The organism is Bradyrhizobium sp. CSA112, assembly GCF_029051645.1.
Taxonomy (GTDB): domain Bacteria; phylum Pseudomonadota; class Alphaproteobacteria; order Rhizobiales; family Xanthobacteraceae; genus Bradyrhizobium.
Window position 1 is genome coordinate 45043 of sequence record NZ_JAACFS010000024.1, and the last position, 19485, is coordinate 64527.

Below are 19485 nucleotides of genomic sequence, written 5' to 3' on the forward strand. Positions count from 1 at the left end.
ACGAAAGAGGTGCGATATAATGCGTTGAATCACCGTCTCCAAGTGAAGCTCCAAGAGAAGTCCCAAGGCAAACTCCAAGGCAAGGCTGATGGCCAAGCAAGTTCCGGCACCTCAACCGATCGGGCTCGACTGCGCCGACGAGGGCCTCGCGCTGGAGATGGCGCGGTGGCTGACGCATCTGCGCGCCGAGCGGCGGCTGTCGCCAAAGACGCTCGAAGCCTACGCCCGCGACCTCCGCCAATGCCTCATTTTCCTCAGCGAGCACTGGGGCAGGAAGGTCACGCTGAAAGGGTTTGCGGCGCTGGAGGCCACCGACGTCAGGGCCTTCATGGCCATGCGCCGCGCCGACGACATCGGCGGACGCTCGCTGATGCGGGCGCTGGCGGGCTTGCGTTCGTTCGGGCGATATCTCGAGCGGGAAGGCAAGGGCAAGGTCGGCGCCCTGTCCGCGATCCGCGCGCCCAAAATTGCAAAAAGCCTGCCGAAGCCAATCCAGATGGCCGCCGCCAAGCGCTTTGCCGATGCCGACGAACGCGCCGGCGAGGAACGTGATCCTTGGATTCTCGCGCGCGACGCCGCGGTAATGGCGCTGCTTTATGGATCAGGCCTGCGCATTTCCGAAGCGCTGGGACTGAAGCGCCAGGACGTGCCCAAACCGGGCGAAGGCGACGTCCTCATCGTCACCGGCAAGGGCAACAAGACCCGGATGGTGCCGGTGCTGCAGAACGTGCTGATGCTGATTGCCGATTACGTTGCGATGTGCCCGCATTCGCTTCCCCCGGCCGGTCCGATTTTTGTCGGCGCGCGCGGCGGACCGCTTTCGCCGCGGATCATCCAGCTCACCATGGAGCGGCTGCGCGGCGCGCTCGGCCTGCCCGACAGCGCCACGCCCCATGCGCTGCGGCATTCCTTCGCCACCCACCTGCTGAGCCGCGGCGGCGATTTGCGCGCGATCCAGGAACTGCTCGGCCACGCCTCGCTCTCGACAACGCAGATCTATACCGGCATCGACAGCGAACGGCTGCTGGAAGTGTACAAGAGCGCGCATCCGCGGGGGTGAACGCCCGCATACCCCGCCGACACACTCCCGTCACATCGATAGCCTCTTAAGCTAGCCTCTTGCGCTCGCATTGCGGTTCCGGCAATCGTGCGCGCGTCAGTCGGCAGGAGAGGAATCAATGGGCGCACATGAAAGCATGGAGCATGCGGAACACGCCGAGCACGCTTCAGGCTCGAACAAGAAGATCGCGTTGCTGATCGCCGTGATCGCCTTGTTTCTGGCGCTGTCGGAAACGCTGGGCAAGGGTGCGCAGACCGAAGCCATCAGCAAGAATGTCGAGGCCTCGAACCTCTGGGCGTTCTTCCAGGCCAAGAGCATCCGCCGCACCGTGGTGCAGGCCACCGCCGAGCACGCCAAGCTCAGCCTCGGGACCGTCGGCGACGATGCCGCAAAGGCGGCGCTGCAGAAGCAGATCGACGACTGGAACAAGACCGCGGCACGCTACCGTTCGGAGCCGGAAACCGGCGAAGGTTCGGAAGAACTCGCCAAGCGCGCCAAGCAGGCCGAACACCAGCGCGACGACGCGACCGCAAAATACCACCACTACGAAATCGCCTCGGCCGCCTTCCAGATCGGCATCGTGCTGGCGTCCGCCACCATCATCACCGGCATGATCGTGCTGGCCTGGGTATCAGGCATATTGGCGATCGCAGGCATTGGAATTACTGCGCTTGGCCTCTACGCGCCGCATCTGTTGCATCTGCATTGAGTGGCGGGGTTTGTCGAATTGCTTCCGGTGTCATGCCCCGCGAAAGCGGGGCATCCAGTACGCCGCGGCCTCTCGGTTCGGTCTCTGACGTCTCTGGAATACTGGATCGCCCGCCTTCGCGGGCGATGACAACGAGAATCCCTACCGCGCTTCGTGCACGCTCTTGCGGAAACGCGCGATCAGCCGCAGCGTGCGGGACGACCAGCCCTCGCCGTCGCCACGCAGGATTTCCCGGATACGCTGCTTGATCGGCTGGACCAGAGCGGCCGCCTTGGCGCGCATCGCCATGATGAATTCATAGATCGTCTTGAACCACGCCATCTGCAGCAGCTTCGACCGCGTCACGTCGAAGATGAACGCGGTAACGCCGACGCCGACGAATTTTCCGAACACGATAACGACGGCGGCGCTGACCCAATATTCATGCGCCAGCAGCCAGAGCCCGACCAGCTTGAGCAGAAACAGCGGGATCACCGGCACGGCAAATACGATCAGCGTCATCGCCGGCGACAGCGTATCGACACGATCGGACAGCCATCGCTTGAATGCGCGGAGCGGGATCAGCGCAACGATGCGCTCGACGATCGGCTCGAGATGATCCCACAGCCAGGCTTCGATCAGGAAGATGACCGCAAGCAGGACCCAGAACGGCTTAAGCAGGCGGCGCATCATCGATCGTTATCTCTGGAGCGGAATGACGTTCATTGATTGGTCGCCGCGCTCTATTTCTGCGTTCAAAGCATGATCTTTTCAGGAAATCGGATACCGGCCCTGCAATCATGCTCTACCCGCTATATACCGGGCTCCGATCACATATGGATGGCGCGTTTCCCGATCGCAAGCGCAGCTTCCTTGACGGCTTCCGAGCGTGTCGGGTGGGCATGGCACGTGCGCGCCAGATCTTCGGCAGAACCACCAAACTCCATCAGAACGCAAGCTTCATGGATCATTTCGCCGGCTTCGCGTCCGACGATGTGCACGCCGAGCACGCGATCGGTCTTCGCATCCGCGAGAATCTTCACGAAACCGTCAGTGGTCTGGTTGACCTTGGAGCGGCCGTTGGCGGTGAACGGAAATTTGCCAGACGTGTAGGCCACGCCGGCCTGCTTCAGCTCTTCCTCGGTCTTGCCGACCGACGACACTTCCGGCGTGGTGTACACAACGCCCGGGATCACATCGTAGTTCACGTGGCCTGCCTGTCCCGCAATGATCTCGGCGCAGGCGACGCCCTCGTCCTCGGCCTTGTGCGCGAGCATCGGACCCGCGACCACGTCGCCGATCGCATAGACGCCCTTCACGGTGGTCGAGAAATGCGCGTCGATCTGCACGCGCCCGCGATTGTCGAGCGCGATGCCGGCTTCCTTCAGGCCCAGCCCTTCGGTGTAGGGCACGCGACCGATGCAGACGAGAACCACATCGGCTTCCAGCGTTTCCGCAGTTCCGCCTGCCGCTGGTTCGACTTTGACCATCAACGTCTTGCCCGACGTATCGACGCCGGTAACCTTGGCGCCGAGCTTGAACGCAAAGCCCTGCTTTTCGAGCATGCGCTGGAATTGTTTCGCCACTTCGCCATCCATGCCGGGCAAGATGCGGTCGAGGAATTCGACGACCATGACTTCCGACCCCAGCCGGCGCCACACCGAGCCGAGCTCGAGGCCGATTACGCCGGCGCCGATGATCAGCATTTTTTCCGGCACTCTCTCCAGCGACAGCGCGCCGGTCGACGACACAACGCGCTTTTCGTCGATCTCGATGCCTTTCAACCGCGCGATATCCGAGCCGGTGGCAATGACGATGTTCCTGGCCTCAACCGTCGCGGTCTTGCCGTCGCCGCTGACTTCTACCTTGCCGGTCCCGAGGATCTTGCCGGTGCCTTTCAGAACGTCGATCTTGTTCTTCTTCATCAGGAACTCGACGCCCTTGACGTTGCCGTCGATGCCCTGCTGCTTGAAGTTCATCATCGCGGGCAGATCGAGCTTCGGCGTGGAGACGCTGACGCCCATCTTGGCAAAGGAGTGCGCGGCTTCCTCGAACATTTCGGAGGCATGCAGCAGCGCCTTCGACGGCATGCAACCGACATTGAGGCAGGTGCCGCCCAGCGTCGCGTTCTTCTCGACCACGGCGACCTTCATGCCGAGTTGCGCTGCGCGCACCGCGCAGACATATCCGCCCGGACCGGTGCCGATGACGACGAGATCGTAGGAAGCCATGATGAAGTCCTGTAGCCGAGAAACGTGTCAGGTATTACCGCCCGCCCGAGACATCAAGGATGGCGCTGGTGACGTAGGAAGCCTCGTCCGAGATCAGCCAGACGATGGCGTTGGCGATTTCTTCCGCGGTGCCGACGCGCTGCATCGGCACCATATGTGCGAGCCGATGCGCGCGATCAGGTTCGCCGCCGCTCGCATGAATTTCGGTGTCGATCAGCCCGGGCCGGATCGCTGCCACGCGAATACCTTCGCCGGCGACCTCGTGGCCGAGGCCGACGGTGAAGGAATCCACCGCGCCCTTGGAAGCCGCATAATCCACATACGTATTAGGCGAGCCGAGTTTCGCCGCGACCGAGGAAAGATTGACGATGACACCGCCCTCGCCGCCCTTGCGGGTCGACATCCGCTTCACCGCCTCACGCGCGCAAAGAATGCTGCCGGTGACGTTGACGGCCATCATGCGCTGGATGCGTTCAGCCGACATGTCCTCGACGCGAGCCGAGGGCCCGACGATGCCGGCATTGTTGACGAGCGCACCGAGCGTACCGAATTCATCAGCGGCCTTGAACAGCGCGAGAATATCCGCCTCGCTGCCGACATCGCATTGCACGGCAATCGCCTTGCCGTTCCTGCGTTCGATCAGCGAGACGACTTCGTTCGCCGCCGCCTGATTGCTGGCGTAGCCGACCACGACGCGAAAGCCGCGCGCGGCGGCAGCGAGCGCGGTGGCGCGGCCGATGCCGCGGCTGCCGCCGGTGATCACAACAACTTTGTCTGTCACATTAGCCCCCACAAATCAGCGCGCATCGATCCACGGCTCGCGACTCCGGCCTTTCGCACCGGCGCCGGCGAAGCCGGTGGCGTTAGAGATCCAGCACCAGGCGCGCCGGATCTTCGAGGCTCTCCTTGACGCGGACCAGGAAGGTCACCGCTTCCTTGCCGTCGATCACGCGGTGATCGTAGGACAGCGCCAGATACATCATCGGACGCACCTCGATCTTGCCGGCGACGACCATCGGCCGCTCCTGGATCTTGTGCATGCCGAGGATGCCGGACTGCGGCGCGTTCAGGATCGGCGTCGACATCAGCGAACCGTAGATGCCGCCATTGGTGATGGTGAAGGTGCCGCCCTGCATCTCGTCGATCTTGAGCTGACCGTCGCGGGCGCGGCGGCCGAAATCGGCGATCGACTTTTCGATATCGGAAATCGACTTGTGGTCGCAGTCGCGCACCACGGGCACGACCAGGCCCTTGTCGGTGCCGACGGCGACGCCGATGTGGTAGTAGTTCTTGTAGATCAAGTCGGTGCCGTCGATCTCGGCGTTGACCGCCGGGATATCCTTCAGCGCCTGCACGACTGCCTTGGTGAAGAAGCCCATGAAGCCGAGCTTCGAGCCGTGCTTCTTCTCGAACACGTCCTTGTATTGCGCCCGCATCGCCATGATGTGGCTCATGTCAACCTCGTTGAAGGTCGTGAGCATCGCGGCCGTGTTCTGAACGTCCTTCAGCCGCCTCGCGATGGTCTGGCGCAGCCGTGTCATCTTCACGCGCTCTTCGCGCGCGGCATCGTCGGCAGGCGACGGCGCGCGCACCTGCACCGAGGCGGCCGGCTGATTGACCGGGGTCGGCGCTGACGCCGCCTTCTCGATCGCGGCCAGCATGTCGCCCTTGGTGACGCGGCCGTCCTTGCCGGAGCCGGGAACGGTCGCGGCATCGATGCCGCTCTCAGTGGAGAGTTTGCGAACCGACGGCGCCAGCGGCGCATCCGATGCCGCAGCCTTCGGGGCCGCAGCAGGCGCGGCGGCTGGCGCTGCAGCCGCGGCGGCGGCCTTGGCCGGCGCGGCCGCGGCCGGCTTGGCGCCGCCGGCCGCGCCGTCATTGATCTGCCCGAGCAGCGCGCCGACGGCGACCGTCTCGCCGTCCTTGGCCGCGATCTCGCCGAGCACACCGGCCGACGGCGCTGGTACTTCGATGGTGACCTTGTCGGTCTCAAGCTCGACCAACGGCTCGTCCACCGCTACCGCTTCGCCGGCCTTCTTGAACCAGCGGCCGATGGTGGCCTCGGTCACGGATTCGCCGAGCGTCGGAACACGAATTTCAGTCATGGTATAGTTTCCTCAATCGTTGGTGCCGTCATCGTCCGCGTAGGCGGACGATCCAGTATCCCGAGACGGTCGTGATCAAAACGGGCGGCACGGCGTACTGGGTGCCCCGCCTTCGCGGGGCACGACAAATGATAAATTGCTAGTTCAGCGCCTCGTCCAGCATCGCCTTGAGCTGCGCCAGATGCTTCGACATCAAACCGGTGGCGGTTGCCGCCGACGCCGCGCGGCCGGCGTAACGCGGACGCCGGTTCGGCGCATGGATCTGGTTCAGCACCCATTCGAGATAGGGCTCGATGAAGTGCCATGAACCCATGTTGCGCGGCTCTTCCTGGCACCAGACCACTTCGGCATTCTTGAAGCGGCCGAGTTCCTGCACCAGCGCCTTCAGCGGCACCGGATAAAGCTGCTCGACGCGCAGGATGTAGATGTCGTCGATGCCGCGCTTCTCACGCTCCTCGTAGAGATCGTAATAGACCTTGCCCGAGCACAGCACGACGCGGCGGATCTTGTCGTCCCGCACCAGCCTGATCTTCTCGTCGGGCAGCATCTGCGCGTCATCGTACAAGATGCGGTGGAAGGTCGTGTCCCTGCCGAGCTCGTCGAGCCGCGAGACCGCGCGCTTGTGGCGCAACAGCGACTTCGGCGTCATCATGATCAGGGGTTTACGGATCTCCCGATGCAACTGACGCCGCAGCACGTGGAAGTAATTCGCCGGTGTGGTCGGATACACCACCTGCATGTTGTCTTCGGCGCACATCTGCAGGAAACGCTCGAGCCGCGCCGAGGAATGTTCCGGCCCCTGCCCTTCATAGCCATGCGGCAGCAGGCAGACGAGGCCCGACATGCGCAGCCATTTGCGTTCGCCCGATGAGATGAACTGGTCGAACAGCACCTGCGCGCCGTTGGCGAAGTCGCCGAACTGCGCTTCCCACATCGCCAGCGCATTCGGCTCGGCGAGCGAATAGCCGTATTCGAAGCCGAGCACCGCCTCTTCGGACAATAGCGAGTTGATAACCTCGTAATGACCCTGGTCGTGGCCGAGATGGTTGAACGGCGTGTAGCGGCTCTCGTCTTCCTGGTCGATCAGCACCGAATGGCGCTGCGAGAAGGTGCCGCGCTCGGAGTCCTGTCCCGACAGCCGGACGTGATGGCCTTCCTGCATAAGCGTGCAGAACGCCAGCGCCTCGCCGGTCGCCCAGTCGATGCCGACGCCGTTGTCGATCGCCTTGGCGCGATTGTCGAGGAAGCGCTGGATGGTGCGGTGGACCCGGAAGCCGTCCGGCACCTTGGTGATCTTGCGCCCGATATCCTTGAGAATGCTGACGTCGACGCCGGTGACGCCCCGGCGGGCGTCCTCTTCCTGGTCGGCGGACTTGAAGCCGGCCCATTTGCCGTCGAGCCAGTCGGCCTTGTTCGGCTTGTAGCCCGAGCCGGCCTCGAGCTCGGCATCCAGCCGCGCGCGCCAGTCGGCCTTGGCCTTGTCGACTTCGCCCTCGGTCATCACGCCGTCGGCGATCAACCGCCTGGCGTAGATTTCCAGCGTCGAGGGATGCGAGGCGATCCGCTTGTACATCACCGGCTGGGTAAACGCCGGCTCATCGCCCTCGTTGTGGCCATGGCGGCGGTAGCAGAACATGTCGATGACGACAGGCTTGTGGAACTTCTGCCGGAATTCGATCGCAACCTTGGCCGCGAACACCACTGCTTCCGGATCGTCGCCGTTCACGTGGAAGATCGGCGCATCGATCATCTTCGCCACATCGGACGGATAGGGCGAGGAGCGCGAGTAGCGTGGATAGGTGGTGAAGCCGATCTGGTTGTTGACGATGAAATGCAGCGAGCCGCCGGTGCGGTAGCCCTTCAGGTCGGACAGGCTGAAACACTCCGCCACGACGCCCTGGCCGGCGAATGCCGCGTCGCCATGCATCAGCATGGGCAGCACGGAAATGCGCATGTCCGGCGGATCGCCATGCTGGTCCTGCTTGGCGCGGACCTTGCCGAGCACGACGGGATCGACGATTTCGAGATGCGACGGATTCGCCGTCAGCGACAGATGGATCTTGTTGCCGTCGAACTCGCGGTCGGACGACGCGCCGAGATGGTATTTGACGTCTCCGGAGCCTTCGACCGCGTCCGGGTTGGCGGAGCCGCCCTTGAATTCATGAAACAGCGCGCGGTGCGGCTTGCCCATCACCTGGGTCAGCACGTTGAGCCGGCCGCGATGCGGCATGCCGAGCACGATCTCCTTCACACCGAGATTGCCGCCGCGCTTGATGATCTGCTCGAGCGCGGGGATCAGCGATTCAGCGCCGTCGAGGCCGAAGCGCTTGGTGCCGGTGAACTTGAGATCGCAGAACTTCTCAAACCCTTCCGCTTCGACCAGCTTATTGAGAATCGCGCGGCGTCCCTCGCGCGTGAAACTGATTTCCTTGTCCGGCCCCTCGATGCGCTCCTGGATCCAGGCCTTCTGCGCCGGGTTGGTGATGTGCATGAACTCGACGCCGAGCGTCTGGCAGTAGGTGCGCTCGCAGATCGCGACGATCTCGCGCAGCGTGCCGTATTCGAGGCCCAGCACGTGGTCGAGGAAGATCTTGCGGTCGAAATCGGCGTCGGTGAAGCCGTAGGTGCGCGGATCGAGTTCCTCGCGATCGCGCGGCGCCTCGATGCCGAGCGGATCGAGCTTGGCGAAGAAATGACCGCGGATGCGATAGGCGCGGATCAGCATCAGGGCGCGGACCGAATCGCGGGTCGCCTGGTTGACGTCGGCAGCCGACAGCTCGGCGCCCCTGGCCTGCGCCTTGGCGGCGAGCTTGGCGCCGACCTGCTTCTCGACGGTGATCCAGTTGCCGTCCAGCGCGGAGGTCAGCTCGTCTTGCGGCGTGAGCGGCCAGTTGTCCCGGCTCCAGGAAGCGCCCTCGGCGTTCTTCTGGACATCCGCGGGGGTGTCTTTCAGGCTTTTGAAGAAATCCCGCCAGTCGGTGTCGACCGACGCGGGGTCCTGCTCGTAGCGGGCGTAGAGGTCGTCGATGTAGGTGGCGTTGGTGCCCTGCAAAAAGGAAGAAAGGGCAAATGCTGCGTTTGCGTCCTGGCGAGACATGGTGGCGTCCTGGTGATTTTCAGTTTGCGCATAGTAAACGGCGCATCGACCGATCCGGAAACCGGATCAGCGAGATAAAGAACCCTTTACCCCATTCGCCGCGAACTTTCGCCCCGAAAAGAACCAAGAATTGAATTAAGACCTCAATTTTTCGGCAAGGGTGTGCCCAAGCCGTGCCGGCGACGGAGAGACCGTAATTCCGGCCGCTTCCATGGCCGCCGTCTTGGATCCGGCGTCGCCCTTGCCGCCGGAGATGATCGCACCGGCATGGCCCATGCGGCGGCCGGGAGGGGCGGTGACGCCGGCGATGAAGCCGACCATCGGCTTTTTCCGGCCACGCTTGGCCTCGTCCTTGATGAACTGGGCGGCATCTTCCTCGGCGGAACCGCCGATTTCGCCGATCATGATGATCGAGGTGGTCTTGGGGTCAGCCAGGAACATCTCCAGTACGTCGATGAATTCGGTGCCCTTGACCGGGTCGCCGCCGATGCCGACCGCGGTGGTCTGGCCGAGGCCCTCCTGGGTGGTCTGGAACACTGCTTCATAGGTCAACGTGCCCGAGCGCGAAACGATCCCGACGCTGCCGGGCTTGAAGATGTTGGCCGGCATGATGCCGATCTTGCATTCGCCCGCGGTCATGACGCCCGGGCAGTTCGGCCCGATCAGGCGCGATTTCGAGCCCGACAGGGAACGCTTCACGCGGACCATGTCGAGCACCGGAATGCCCTCGGTGATGCAGACGATCAGCGGAATTTCCGCATCGATCGCTTCGCAGATCGCGTCCGCCGCACCCGGCGGCGGCACGTAGATCACGCTGGCGTCAGCACCGGTCTTCTCGCGCGCCTCACGAACGGTGTCGAAGACAGGCAAGCCGAGATGCGTCGAACCGCCTTTGCCCGGCGAGGTGCCGCCGACCATCTTGGTGCCGTAAGCGATCGCGGCCTCCGAATGGAACGTGCCGTTCTTGCCCGTAAAACCCTGGCAGATGACTTTGGTATTCTTGTCGATCAGAACGGACATGGTTGAGGACGCTTTCGTAGGTGACCGGGAACGATGGGTTTAATGAATCCGCCGGTAGACGCCGGTGAGCACGTCGGCCCATCCTTCGGCATCAGGCGAGAACTGGATCTTCATGGTGTAGTTGTCGTTGTCGACGACCTCATAGACGTGGCGCGCATTGCCGCGCAGCGAGCCGCGCACGAGCACCAGCGACTTGCCGGCCCAGCCGCCGGAGGCCGGCGCCGGCGAATAGTAGCCGAGCGAATCGTGCCAGAACAATTTGTAGGTCCGGTCGTCGCGGTCGTAGGTGAACACGCCATGCGTCGCGAAGCTTTCCTTGCCGTCGCGCGTCTGGCGGGTGTCCTGGATCAGATAGAAACCGTTGAGATCCATGCGCGCGACCACATGCGAAGTCGCCGGACCGCCGGCGGTCCAGCGCGACGGATAAACCATTTCCTCGCCGGTCCACTCGCCCGCAAAAACCGCGAGCCTGCGGTGTTCTTCCAGCGGTGTCGGTGCGGCGAGATGGTCAGCCATCGCTAGCCTCCCTTGACGGCTTTCACGATTTTCTGCGCGGCGTCATCGAGATTGTCGGCCGGCACCACGTTGAGGCCGCTTTCGCGGATGATCTTCTTGCCGGCGTCGACATTGGTGCCTTCGAGCCGAACCACCAGCGGCACTTTCAGGCCGACTTCCTTGACGGCCGCGACCACGCCTTCGGCGATGATATCGCATTTCATGATGCCGCCGAAGATGTTGACCAGGATTCCCTTCACGTTGGGATCGGCGGTGATGATCTTGAAGGCTGCCGCGACCTTCTCCTTGCTGGCGCCGCCGCCGACGTCGAGGAAGTTCGCGGGCTCCATGCCGTAGAGCTTGATGATGTCCATGGTCGCCATGGCAAGACCGGCGCCGTTGACCATGCAGCCGATGGTGCCGTCGAGCGTGACGTAGTTGAGATCGTATTTCGACGCTTCGATTTCCTTGGCGTCTTCTTCGGTTTCGTCACGCAGCGCAGCGACTTCGGGATGGCGATACATGGCGTTGTCGTCGAACGACACTTTCGCATCGAGCACGCGGAGCTGGCCCTGCTTGGTGACAACCAGCGGATTGATTTCCAGCATCGCCATGTCCTTGGCGGTGAAGGCGTTATAGAGCTGCACCACCAGCTTCTCCGCCTGCTTGGCGAGATCGCCGGAAAGATTGAGCGCCTTCGCCACCGTGCGGCCGTGGTGGCCCATGATGCCGGTCGCCGGATCGACCGAGAAGGTGACGATCTTCTCAGGATTGTTGTGCGCGACGTCCTCGATGTTGACGCCGCCTTCGGTCGAGACCACGAATGCCACTTTGGAAGTTTCGCGGTCGACCAGGATCGAGAGATAGAACTCCTTGTCGATGTCGGAGCCTTCTTCGATGTAGAGGCGGTTGACCTGCTTGCCGTGGGGGCCGGTCTGTACCGTGACCAGCGTTGCGCCCAGCATCTGCTTGGCGAATTCGTTGACCTCACCGACCGACTTGGCGATGCGGACGCCGCCCTTGTCGCCGGCGGTAGCTTCCTTGAACTTGCCCTTGCCGCGGCCGCCGGCATGGATCTGGCTCTTCACCACCCAGATCGGGCCGGGAAGCTGCTTGGCGGCAGCCTCAGAATCCGAGGCCTTCAACACAGGCACGCCGCGCGAAATCGGCACGCCGAATTCATGCAGCAAAGCCTTGGCCTGGTATTCATGGATATTCATCTGGACGCTCCCCAAAACCCTTAGCGGCGAGTTCTACAGTTCACCGGCATTGGTAGTTGGCATACCATATACCAACAGAACTGCAACCCTGAAACCGCTTTCGCCCCGGCGAAGGGGCGAAAGCCGAGCAAAATCAACGGCCGAGCAAGTCGGGCGCGATCTTCTTGCAAGCATCGACCAGGCCCTGAACGGCCCCAACCGACTTGTCGAAGGCTTCGCGGTCCTTGCCGGCCAGTTCGATCTCGACGATACGCTCGACGCCCCTCGAGCCGATGACGACGGGAACGCCTACATACATGTCCTTCACGCTGTATTCGCCGTTGAGATAGGCGGCGCAGGGCAGCACGCGCTTCTTGTCCTTCAGGTAGCTTTCCGCCATCGCCACCGCGGAAGCGGCGGGCGCATAGAACGCCGAGCCGGTCTTCAACAGGTTCACGATCTCGGCGCCGCCGTTGCGGGTGCGGTCGACGATCTCGTCGATGCGGGTCTGCGAGGTCCAGCCCATCTTGACGAGGTCGGGTAGCGGAATGCCGGCGACGGTGGAATAACGCGTCAACGGCACCATGGTATCGCCGTGGCCGCCGAGCACGAAAGCGGTGACGTCTTCGACCGAGACGTTGAATTCATCGGCCAGGAAGTAACGGAAGCGCGCGGAGTCGAGCACGCCGGCCATGCCGACCACCTTCTTGTGCGGCATACCCGAAGCCTTCTGCAGCGCCCATACCATCGCGTCCAGCGGGTTGGTGATGCAGATGACGAACGCGTCGGGGGCATATTTCTTGATGCCGGCGCCGACCTGTTCCATGACCTTGAGGTTGATGCTCAGGAGATCGTCTCGGCTCATGCCGGGCTTGCGCGGCACGCCGGCGGTAACGATGCAGACCTTGGCGCCATCGAGCGCCTCATAGGAATTGGCGCCGGTGAGATTGGCGTCGAAACCGTCGACCGGGGAAGATTGTGCGATGTCGAGCGCCTTGCCCTGCGGCACGCCCTCGGCGATGTCGAACATCACGACGTCGCCGAGCTCCTTCAGGCCGATGAGGTGAGCCAGCGTTCCGCCGATCTGACCGGAGCCAATCAAAGCAATCTTGTCGCGCGCCATGGGAAATTTGTCCTTCTGAGACGAAGATGAGGGTGGATAGTCAGCCGGATGGGTGGTTATCCCTTTCGAATGACCGGTTCAAGCCGGGGCGTGCCCAATTCTAAGGCCCAGCCTCGATTTCGGTCAGGTATGCCAGGAAGCGCTGTCATTCCGGGGCGATGCGCAGCATCGAACCCGGAATCTCGAGATTCTCAGGGGCGCAAGGGCGCCCCATAGTTCGCGCTGTCGCGCGCCCCGGAATGACAGAGAAGACTACGTCTCCACCAGCCCCGTACTCGACCCGCTCGCCGCGGAATCCTTCCGGCCATGCGGGAGCGCGAGGTAGGATTCCGAACTCATTTCGATCAGCCGCGAGGAAGTCCGCTTGAACTCGTTGGCCTCGACGCCATCGGTTGCCAGATACAACGACACCGGATCGGCCTCGGCCGACGCCATCAGCTTCACGGCGTTGTCGTAAAGCGTATCGATCAGCGAGATGAATCGCTTGGCGGCGTTGCGCTCGGCGTAGTCCATCACCGGAATGCGGTCGATCAGGATGGTGTGATAATCATGCGCCAGGCGCAGATAGTCCGAGGCGGCGAGCGGCTTTTCGCAGATATCGGCAAAAGAAAATCGCGCGACGCCGTGCGCTGAACAGGGCACGTGCAGAATGCGGCCCTTGATCGTGATGTCGCGCGGCTTGCACGGCGCATTGCCGGTCATCTTGCGCCAGGCGCGATCGAGCGCGGCGCCGGCCTCGTCATCCGGCGGCACCAGCCACATCTTCACACCGGCGAGCTTTTCCAGACGGAAATCCGTGCGCGCATCGAGCCGCAGCACGTCCATGTGATCTGCGATCTGCGTGATGAAGGGCAGGAACAGCGCGCGGTTGAGGCCGCCCTTGTAGAGGTCTTCGGGCGCAACGTTCGACGTCGCCACAACCACGGTACCGAGTTCGAACAGTTTGGCGAACAGCCGCCCGAGGATCATTGCATCGGCAATGTCGGTGACGTGGAATTCGTCGAAGCATAAAAGCCACGCCTCGTCGAAGATCGCGTTGGCTGTCAGCTCGATCACGTCGCCGTCTGCAATTTCACCGCGCGCGATGTTCTGGCGATAGGCGTAAATCTTCTCATGCGCCTCGGCCATGAATTCGTGGAAATGGGCGCGGCGTTTGAGCTGGACCGCGCTTTGCTGAAAGAACAGGTCCATCAACATGGTCTTGCCGCGGCCGACCTCGCCGTGAACGTAAAGCCCGCGCGGTGGCGGCTCGCTCTTGTCGCCGAACAGCCGGCCAAGCAGGCTTAGCTTGCGCGACGGCTTGTAGCTCGACAGCCGCTCTTCAAGCGCAGTGAACGCCTCGGCTGCCTCAGCCTGCGCGGGATCGGCTTCGATCGCTCCGGAGGAAACCAGCGCCTGATATTGCGCGCGGAACGAGGTGGGGTCGGTCGACAGCATGGCCCCCTTTCGGCCTCAAGCGTGCGGAAATTGCAAGCCGTGAATTGATGTTGGGGGTATGCAAACATAGCCTGTCACGCGCAGGCCCGTAGCCCGGATGGAGCGCAGCGCAATCCGGGACGGTCTCGCCAGCCGGCGGATTTATCCCGGATTTCGCTTTGCTCCATCCGGGCTACGTATCGGCATCTCACGCACTCAGCGCGTAGGAATCCTCGACCACATACGGCCCGCCGCCGGTGGAAGCGCGCGAGGAGAACAACACGAAGCGTGAAGCCATAAACGTCCGGCTCGGGAAGTAGCCGCGCACCGAGAGATAATCGGCAACGTCCTGGCTTGAGGCGTCGTGCAGCCGCGCCAGCGTCACATGGGGGATAAATTTTCGCCCCTCCGGATCGAGTCCGAGCCGCTGCATCAGCCGCTCGAGTTCGGCCTGCAGCTCGATCAGCGGCCGGCTCGGCTCGACGGACGCGACCACCGCGCGCGGTTTCTTGCCGCCAAAGCTCTGCAGGCCCTGCACCTTGACCTCGAACGGCTTGCGGTTGATCCGAAACAGCATCGAGGCGATTTCATTCGCCGACATGCCGTCGATATCGCCGATGAAGCGCAAGGTGACGTGATAATTTTCGGGATCGATCCAGCGTGCGCCAGGAAGGCCGCCGCGCAAATTGGAAAGGCTCTGGCCGATCTCGGCCGGAATTTCCAGTCCAGCAAACAAACGTGGCATCGCATGACTCCCGATGCTTGGGCATGACCTTGAAAAGGACCATGTCCTGTAACAGCGCCCGGTGACGAATCACCGATTACTAATTCCTACCCGACTTATATGACTCTGCGAAGCACGCGGGCCGCGCAGACCGGAAAGCTACGGGGAAAACCAGTGGTAACGTTATTCGTTTGCACCTTTTTCAACTCCGCTGCCCGGAGATCGTGCCGAGAAATGCCTCCACCATAGGCAGAATATTTTTGACGATGACATCAATACCCTCCGCGGTCGGATGCAACCCATCGGACTGGTTGAGCTTGGCGTCTGCCGCAACCCCTTCCAGAAAGAACGGGTAGAGCGGGACGCCGAAGGATTTGGAAAGCTCCGGATAGATCGCGTTGAAGCGGGCGGCGTATTCGCTGCCGTAATTAGGTGGCGCGAGCATGCCGCACAGCAGAACGGCGATCTTTCGCGCCTTCAGCCGCGTCAGGATTTCGGTCAATGCAGCACGGGTGACGGCAGGGTCGATCCCGCGAAGCGCGTCGTTGGCGCCGAGCTCGAGAATCACCGCCTCGGTTCCCTCCGGGATCGACCAATCAAGCCGGTCGCGGCCGCCGGACGTGGTGTCGCCGGACACCCCGGCATTGATCATATCGACCTTTATCCCCTTGTCGTTTAACGCTTTTTGCAGGCGGGCGGGGAACGCGGCCGGTGCCGAAAGACCAAGACCGGCGCTCAAGGAATCGCCGAGAACGACCATCTTGACCGGCTTGGCGGGCGCGGTGGCCGGGACTTGAGCCTTATCTTGGGCCTGAGCTTGGGCCAAAACCGCCCCGACCGTCATCAAAGCCATAATCAACACGCGTATGTGCGCAAACATCCGTTTCAAGCCCTCGACCCGAGCGGTGGAAGTGCCATATGACCGAGCCATGGACAGTCTCATCGAACCCTCTTCACTGACCGGCCTCGAGCCGGACACCATTTCCATTTCGAACGTCAACCTCTCGCTCGGCACAGGCGCCGCCCGCGTTCATATCCTGAAAGATATCAGCCTTCGTGTGGCATCGGGCGAGGCGATCGGCCTGATCGGGCCGTCAGGCTCGGGCAAATCGACCTTGCTGATGGTGATGGCGGGGCTGGAGCGTCCTGACAGCGGAGAGGTGGTGGTGGGCGGTACGCCGTTCAATGCCCTCGACGAGGACGCGCTGGCGCGCTTCCGCGGCCGCCAGGTCGGCATCGTGTTCCAGTCGTTTCATCTGATCCCGACCATGACGGCGCTGGAAAACGTCGCGGTGCCGCTGGAACTCGCCGGCAATCCCGACGCGGCGGAGCGCGCTGCGCGGGAATTGAAATCGGTCGGGCTCGGCGATCGCCTGCACCATTATCCGACGCAATTGTCGGGCGGCGAACAGCAGCGCGTGGCGCTGGCCCGGGCGCTGGCGCCCGATCCCGCCATCCTGGTCGCGGACGAGCCGACCGGCAATCTCGACGAAACCACCGGCAAGCAGATCGTCGATCTCCTGTTCACCAAGCATTCCGAGCGCGGCATGACGCTGGTGCTGGTGACGCACGACAGTTCGCTCGCGCAGCGCTGCGACCGCGTGGTGCGGCTGCGCTCGGGCCGGATCGACGGACATTCATGACCACCGTTTCCGAACCCGTCTACCGCAGCCGCGCGTCATCGCTGGCCCTGCGCTACGCGCTGCGCGAACTGCGTAGCGGCCTGCGCGGCTTTTACGTCTTCATCGCCTGTATCGCGCTCGGCGTGATGGCGATTGCCGGCGTCGGCTCGGTCGCCGCAAGCCTCAGCGAAGGTTTGACGCGCGAGGGTCGCACGCTGCTTGGCGGCGACGTGGCGTTCTCGCTGATTCAGCGCGAGGCCAAGCCGGAGGAAATCGCCTTCCTGCGGGCGCGCGGCCAAGTTTCGGTCGCGGCGGCATTGCGCGTGATGGCCCGCAGCAATGACGGAAAGCTGGCGCTGGTCGAACTCAAGGCGGTGGACGGCCACTACCCGATGCTCGGGGAGCTGACGCTCGATCCCAAGATGCCGATGGCCGATTTGCTGGCCGAACGCGACGGCGCGTTCGGTGCGGCGGTCGATTCCACGCTGCTGGCGCGGCTCGATCTGAAGCTCGGCGACCGCATCAGCATCGGCAATGCCGCGTTCCAGATCCGCAGCGTCGTCGGCGCCGAACCGGACAAACTCGCCGGCAATGTCGGGCTGGGCCCGCGCGTTCTGGTCAGCGAAGCGAGCCTGCGCACCACCGGATTGCTGCAGCCGGGCAGCCTGGTGCGATGGATCTACCGCGTGAAGTTGCCGGCCAATGCAGCCGACGACCGCGCCGCCACCCAATTGATCGACAGCGCGCGGAGCGCCCTGCCCGAGGCCGGCTGGTGGATTCGCAGCAGCAGCAATGCCTCTCCGCAACTCGAGCGCACCATCAACCGTTTCACCCAGTTCCTGACGCTGGTCGGCCTCGCCGCCCTCCTGGTCGGAGGCGTCGGCGTCGCCAACGCCGTCAAGAGCCATATCGATCGCCGCCGCGACGTCATCGCCTCATTCAAGGCGCTTGGCGCCACCGGCCGCGACGTCTTCACGATCTACCTGACGCAGGTGATCCTGCTCGCTGCGGTCGGTTCGATGATCGGGCTGGCGGCTGGCGCGGCATTGCCATTCATCATCGTCGGCGTGTTCGGCAAGCTGCTGCCGCTGCCCGTAATCCCTGCCCTGCACGCGGACGAACTGGCGCTATCCTTCGTATACGGCCTGCTCACCGCGCTCGCGTTTGGATTATGGCCGCTCGGCCGGGTGCATGACGTACCGGTCGCGGCGCTGTTCCGCGAGGAGGTGGCCCGCGAGTGGCACCGTCCACGCTGGAGTTACCTCGCGCTGATGGCCGTAGTGATTGCGCTCCTGGTCACAGTCGCCATCGGGCTTGCCTATGACAAGCGGGTCGCGGCCGTGTTCGTCGTCTCTTCGGTCGCGGTGTTCGCGCTGCTCCGCGGCGTCGCCGCCGGGCTGATGGCGCTGGCGCGCCGGCTGCCACGCAGCCGCATTACCATGCTGCGGCTGGCGATCGCCAATATCTACCGGCCCGGCGCGCTGACGCCCTCGGTCGTGATGTCGCTCGGACTTGGGCTCGCGGTACTCGTCACCATCACCCAGATCGACGGCAATCTGCGGCGGCAATTCCTGGCGGCGTTGCCGGAGAAAGCGCCCTCGTTCTACTTCATCGACATTCCGACCGCCGATGCCGACCGCTTCGGCACCTTCCTCAAGCAAGTGGCGCCGCAATCGACGGTGGACGATGTGCCGATGCTGCGCGGACGCATCGTCGGCGCCCGCGGCGTCAAGGCCGACGAACTCAAGCCGTCGCAGGATTCCGAATGGGTGCTGCAGAGCGACCGCGGCCTGACCTATACCAACGAAGTTCCCAAGGGCTCCAAGGTGGTCGAGGGCGAATGGTGGAGCGCGGACTATAAGGGCCCGCCGCTGGTCTCGCTGGAGAAGAAGATCGCCGACGGATTGAAGCTCAAAATCGGCGATGAAATCGTCGTCAACGTGCTCGGCCGGGATATCCCGGCCCGGATCAGCAATCTGCGCAACGTCGACTGGCAGGGGCTCGGCATCAATTTCGTGCTGGTGTTCTCGCCGAACGCGTTCAAGGGCGCCCCGCACAGCCATGTCGCGACCCTGTCCGAGGTCCATCCGGATCCGGCCGGCGACGCCCGAATCATCAAGCAGGTGGCGGACGCCTTCCCGATGGTCACCAGCGTTCGGGTCCGTGAGGCGCTGGAAACCGTCGGCACCGTCGTCACCAACCTGGTGCTCGCCATCCGCGGCGCCAGCGCGGTGACGCTGATCTCGGCGATCCTGGTGCTGGGCGGCGCGCTGGCCGCCGGCCATCGCCACCGGGTCTATGACGCGGTCATCCTGAAAACGCTGGGCGCGACCCGGGTGCGCCTGCTCGGCGCCTACGCACTGGAATACCTGATGATCGGCCTCGCCACGGCGGTGTTCGGCGTGATCGCGGGCTCGATCGCGGCCTGGCTGATCGTGACCCGGCTGATGACGCTCAGTTTCATCTGGCAGGCCGGCAGTGCCGCCGGCGTGGTCGCCGCCGCCCTGATCGTCACGGTGGGGCTGGGACTCGCGGGAACGTTGTTGGCCCTGAACCAGAAGCCGGCCAGCGTGTTACGGAATTTGTGACAATTTGTAGCGGCGGAAGGCGGGGTTAACACTGCATTTACGCGGAAATCTCGGCGAGAAGCGACATTCAGCCGCGCGTGGAAGCTTGCGTCGAATGTGTTAGTTTCCCACATACCA

The 19485-nt window shown here is 63.4% G+C and carries 16 protein-coding genes; 4 read left to right on the forward strand and 12 right to left on the reverse strand.

The genetic code is table 11. The annotated features are described in order from the left end of the window. Positions 1–88: 88 nt before the first annotated feature. A complete protein-coding gene (locus GWE18_RS29150; protein ID WP_275189165.1) occupies positions 89–1060 on the forward strand; it encodes a tyrosine recombinase XerC in 972 nt (323 codons plus the stop codon). Positions 1061–1178: 118 nt separating this feature from the next. After that, positions 1179–1769 (forward strand): DUF4337 domain-containing protein, encoded by a 591-nt coding sequence (locus GWE18_RS29155; RefSeq protein ID WP_275189166.1) that lies wholly within the window; start codon positions 1179–1181, stop codon positions 1767–1769. A gap of 141 nt (positions 1770–1910) precedes the next feature. On the opposite strand, the gene GWE18_RS29160 is transcribed toward GWE18_RS29155, so the two are convergent. The 12 genes from GWE18_RS29160 to GWE18_RS29215 all read right to left on the reverse strand — a co-directional run bounded on the left by GWE18_RS29160 (position 1911) and on the right by GWE18_RS29215 (position 16089). After that, positions 1911–2441 carry a hypothetical protein gene (locus tag GWE18_RS29160; protein WP_275189167.1) on the reverse strand — a complete coding sequence of 177 codons (531 nt, stop codon included), beginning with the start codon at positions 2439–2441 and terminating at the stop codon, positions 1911–1913. Between the two features lie 137 nt (positions 2442–2578). Beyond that, the gene (gene lpdA / locus GWE18_RS29165; RefSeq protein ID WP_275189169.1) at positions 2579–3979 is read right to left on the reverse strand and encodes a dihydrolipoyl dehydrogenase; all 1401 of its coding nucleotides are present in this window, start codon (positions 3977–3979) and stop codon (positions 2579–2581) included. 34 nt (positions 3980–4013) lie between these two features. Further along, on the reverse strand, positions 4014–4760 hold the full coding sequence (locus tag GWE18_RS29170) for an SDR family oxidoreductase (protein ID WP_275189170.1): 747 nt from the start codon (positions 4758–4760) through the stop codon (positions 4014–4016). Positions 4761–4842: 82 nt separating this feature from the next. After that, positions 4843–6084, reverse strand: a complete 1242-nt coding sequence (odhB, locus tag GWE18_RS29175; protein ID WP_275189171.1) for a 2-oxoglutarate dehydrogenase complex dihydrolipoyllysine-residue succinyltransferase — start codon at positions 6082–6084, stop codon at positions 4843–4845. Between the two features lie 139 nt (positions 6085–6223). Continuing rightward, positions 6224–9181: a 2-oxoglutarate dehydrogenase E1 component gene (locus tag GWE18_RS29180; protein WP_275189172.1), complete on the reverse strand. Its 2958-nt coding sequence runs from the start codon at positions 9179–9181 to the stop codon at positions 6224–6226. 135 nt (positions 9182–9316) lie between these two features. After that, positions 9317–10201, reverse strand: a complete 885-nt coding sequence (sucD, locus tag GWE18_RS29185) for a succinate--CoA ligase subunit alpha (protein WP_275189173.1) — start codon at positions 10199–10201, stop codon at positions 9317–9319. Between the two features lie 39 nt (positions 10202–10240). Beyond that, positions 10241–10717 (reverse strand): DUF1579 family protein, encoded by a 477-nt coding sequence (locus GWE18_RS29190; protein WP_275189174.1) that lies wholly within the window; start codon positions 10715–10717, stop codon positions 10241–10243. 2 nt (positions 10718–10719) lie between these two features. Continuing rightward, on the reverse strand, positions 10720–11916 hold the full coding sequence (sucC, locus tag GWE18_RS29195) for an ADP-forming succinate--CoA ligase subunit beta (RefSeq protein WP_275189175.1): 1197 nt from the start codon (positions 11914–11916) through the stop codon (positions 10720–10722). Positions 11917–12049: 133 nt separating this feature from the next. Next, the gene (gene mdh / locus GWE18_RS29200) at positions 12050–13018 is read right to left on the reverse strand and encodes a malate dehydrogenase (protein ID WP_275189176.1); all 969 of its coding nucleotides are present in this window, start codon (positions 13016–13018) and stop codon (positions 12050–12052) included. A gap of 252 nt (positions 13019–13270) precedes the next feature. Continuing rightward, the gene (gene zapE, locus GWE18_RS29205) at positions 13271–14455 is read right to left on the reverse strand and encodes a cell division protein ZapE (RefSeq protein WP_275189177.1); all 1185 of its coding nucleotides are present in this window, start codon (positions 14453–14455) and stop codon (positions 13271–13273) included. A gap of 187 nt (positions 14456–14642) precedes the next feature. Then, positions 14643–15179, reverse strand: coding sequence for an RNA 2',3'-cyclic phosphodiesterase (gene thpR / locus GWE18_RS29210; RefSeq protein ID WP_057855043.1), 537 nt, complete (start codon positions 15177–15179; stop codon positions 14643–14645). Between the two features lie 181 nt (positions 15180–15360). After that, positions 15361–16089, reverse strand: coding sequence for an arylesterase (locus GWE18_RS29215; protein ID WP_275189241.1), 729 nt, complete (start codon positions 16087–16089; stop codon positions 15361–15363). Here GWE18_RS29215 and GWE18_RS29220 point away from each other — a divergent pair. Beyond that, positions 16088–16801 (forward strand): ABC transporter ATP-binding protein, encoded by a 714-nt coding sequence (locus GWE18_RS29220; RefSeq protein ID WP_275189178.1) that lies wholly within the window; start codon positions 16088–16090, stop codon positions 16799–16801. The genes GWE18_RS29215 and GWE18_RS29220 overlap by 2 nt on opposite strands. Further along, on the forward strand, positions 16798–19368 hold the full coding sequence (locus tag GWE18_RS29225; protein WP_275189180.1) for an FtsX-like permease family protein: 2571 nt from the start codon (positions 16798–16800) through the stop codon (positions 19366–19368). Before GWE18_RS29220 ends, GWE18_RS29225 begins: the two co-directional genes overlap by 4 nt. Positions 19369–19485: the final 117 nt, after the last annotated feature.